General features: G+C 40.6%; 3 protein-coding genes and 1 rRNA gene. 2 read left to right on the top strand and 2 right to left on the bottom strand.

Features of this window, described 5'->3' with window-relative positions:
* Positions 1 to 148: 148 nt before the first annotated feature.
* Together IIB50_03260 and IIB50_03255 are read left to right on the top strand one after the other, a co-directional pair.
* A complete protein-coding gene (locus IIB50_03260) occupies positions 149 to 565 on the top strand; it encodes a hypothetical protein (GenBank protein MCH7530106.1) in 417 nt (138 codons plus the stop codon).
* Positions 566 to 618: 53 nt separating this feature from the next.
* Entirely contained in the window at positions 619 to 1,002 is a 384-nt protein-coding gene (locus IIB50_03255) for a hypothetical protein (protein ID MCH7530105.1), read from the top strand.
* A 68-nt stretch (positions 1,003 to 1,070) separates the two neighbouring features.
* On the opposite strand, the gene IIB50_03250 is transcribed toward IIB50_03255, so the two are convergent.
* Both IIB50_03250 and IIB50_03245 read right to left on the bottom strand, forming a co-directional pair.
* Positions 1,071 to 1,529, bottom strand: coding sequence for a Gfo/Idh/MocA family oxidoreductase (locus tag IIB50_03250; GenBank protein MCH7530104.1), 459 nt, complete (start codon positions 1,527 to 1,529; stop codon positions 1,071 to 1,073).
* 369 nt (positions 1,530 to 1,898) lie between these two features.
* Positions 1,899 to 2,360 (bottom strand): 23S ribosomal RNA (locus IIB50_03245); the annotation flags it as partial.

Raw genomic sequence — 2,360 nt, 5'->3', positions numbered from 1 at the left:
ATGGAAATTCTTCATACTTCTGAAGTATGTGGAAAACCTGTTCATAGTTTAGTTACAGATGGGTATCATGATCATCCTTGGATAAAAGATCATTCAACTAGGGTTTATACAGATCGAGAGGAAATGGAAGAGAGATTAATCGATTTGTATGGAAATGAAAAAAGAGAGGTTGCAAATGGTTGAGGATTTTGAAACTAAATTTAGTGGGGTGAAGCAAGATTACAAAACTGGGGCGACTAGGGATCAAACTCAAGGGAAAGGAAGATATGATCTTATAAGTCCTATTGGATTAAAGAGATTGGCGGGAGTTTACGAGAGGGGGGCTGTGAATCATGGGGATAGAAATTGGGAGAAGGGACTTCCGATGAGTCGATGTATGGAAAGTGCCATAAGACATATTTATCAATATTTAGAAGGGATGAGAGATGAGGATCATCTTGGACAGGCAGCTTGGAATTTGTTTGCAGCCATGCATATTGAAGAAATGGTTCAAAGGGGATTGTTACCTAAAGAATTAGATAATTTATCAGATTTTGTAAAAGAAAGAGGAAAAGATTCTGAATAATTTAGATCACAATAATACTTAAAAATATGTTTTTCTTTGATTGTTTACTTAATATGATTAGAAAAGTTTTGATCACATTGGTCGCAGGAGTTAGTTTATTTGCGGGCGTTGCTACGGCGCAGAATTATTCTGAAAAATGTGAATTGCCCAAATGGGCTATAAATCTTCCAGGTCATCGTTCCGAGCATAGGCATAATTTTTGGAAGATTTTAGAAACAATCTATCATGTTCACATTTATGATGCATCTGGAAATAATCGTGAGGATATGATACATTTTTTTGAACTTGGCAAACATGGAAAGTTCTTGAATCATCCTGAAAAACCAAGATATTATGGTTTTGACTTTAATGGGAATGGTAAACTTGAAATAGAAAAAGGAGAGCTTTGTGAAAAAAAAGTAAATAATGGAAAAATTGGATGGTATAAAGTTAAATAAGAGGACTTGCCTAAACTGAAATTAAAAATTAATTAACCTGAGGAAATCATTTTGCGTGCCTGTTAGATTTAAGTTTGATTTTTATTTTTAATAATTCCTCGTAAGAGAGCGAGGAATTTAACATTTTTTTGTTTGGCTGCCTCTACTATTTCCTTAGCTCTCTCATAGGTTCTAGCCATAGGTTTATGCATAAGTATATGCTTTCCTGCCTCAGCCGCATCTTTTGTTATCTGAACTCGTATGTCATCCCATTTTTGATGAACAGTTACATCTACTATATCCACCTCTTTTAAAGCAAGCAGATTCCTGTAATCTTTGAATACTTTTTTAATTCCCCACCTATTCTTTGCCACTTCTAGAGCTTTTTCATTAATATCTGCTGCCGCAACAACATTAAGTCCAGCAATTTCATAAGTAGGAAGATGAGCCCAATTAGCCACATTCCCTACTCCGATTATTCCTACACCATAATCAAGTTTTCCTTCTTCCCACTTTTCTCTATAGGAAACTAAAGGAATTCCTTCCATTTTATTCGACATCTACTCCTCCTTTTTGAATTATTTACTTTTCTTATGTAGCCACACCAACTATTACCACAGTTCGGCGAAAGTTGTCAACAACGAATGGAAGCCATACAAAGCCTATATTTTTAACGGCTGGCGAAGCAGGGAGAGATTAAAGAAGAGCTGTCGCCCCTCTTGGACTGCCCGTGACCACCCAATTAGGAGCGAGAGCAAGGAAGTTTATTCAATAAGAAGTCTCAGTGGTTCACTCCCTTGATATTGACAACCCCATCGCCCTTTATCCCCCTTCTCCTGGGGGGGGAAGGGGGAAGAAAAAGAGAGAGGGGCTTTTATACCCCTCTCTCTTTTATCTAACTAATATCAACTCTGAAGCAGGCCAAGCCCTCGACCATTAGTACGGTTAAGCTCAAGACATTACTGCCCTTACACCCACCGCCTATCAAACAAGTAGTCTACTTGCGGTCTTACTCCTTCCCCCGAAGGGAAAGGACGGGAGATCTAATCTTGAGGTGGGCTTCGCACTTAGATGCTTTCAGCGCTTATCCCATCCAGACGTAGCTACCCAGCAATGCTCCTGGCGGAACAACTGGCACACCAGAGGTCTGTCCCTCTCGGTCCTCTCGTACTAGAGAGAGCTCCTCTCAAATCTCCGGACGCCCACGACGGATAGAGACCGACCTGTCTCACGACGGTCTGAACCCAGCTCGCGTACCGCTTTAACCGGCGAACAGCCGGACCCTTGGGACCTTCTTCAGCCCCAGGATGCGACGAGCCGACATCGAGGTGCCAAACCTTGCCGTCGATGTGAACTCTTGGGCAAGATAAGCCTGTTAT

The organism is Patescibacteria group bacterium (assembly GCA_022560785.1).
Taxonomy (GTDB): Bacteria; Patescibacteriota; Minisyncoccia; order Phycocordibacterales; family JADFSL01; genus JADFSL01.
Note: the sequence above shows the minus strand (reverse complement) of the source record. Positions and strands in the feature narration are given on the sequence as shown.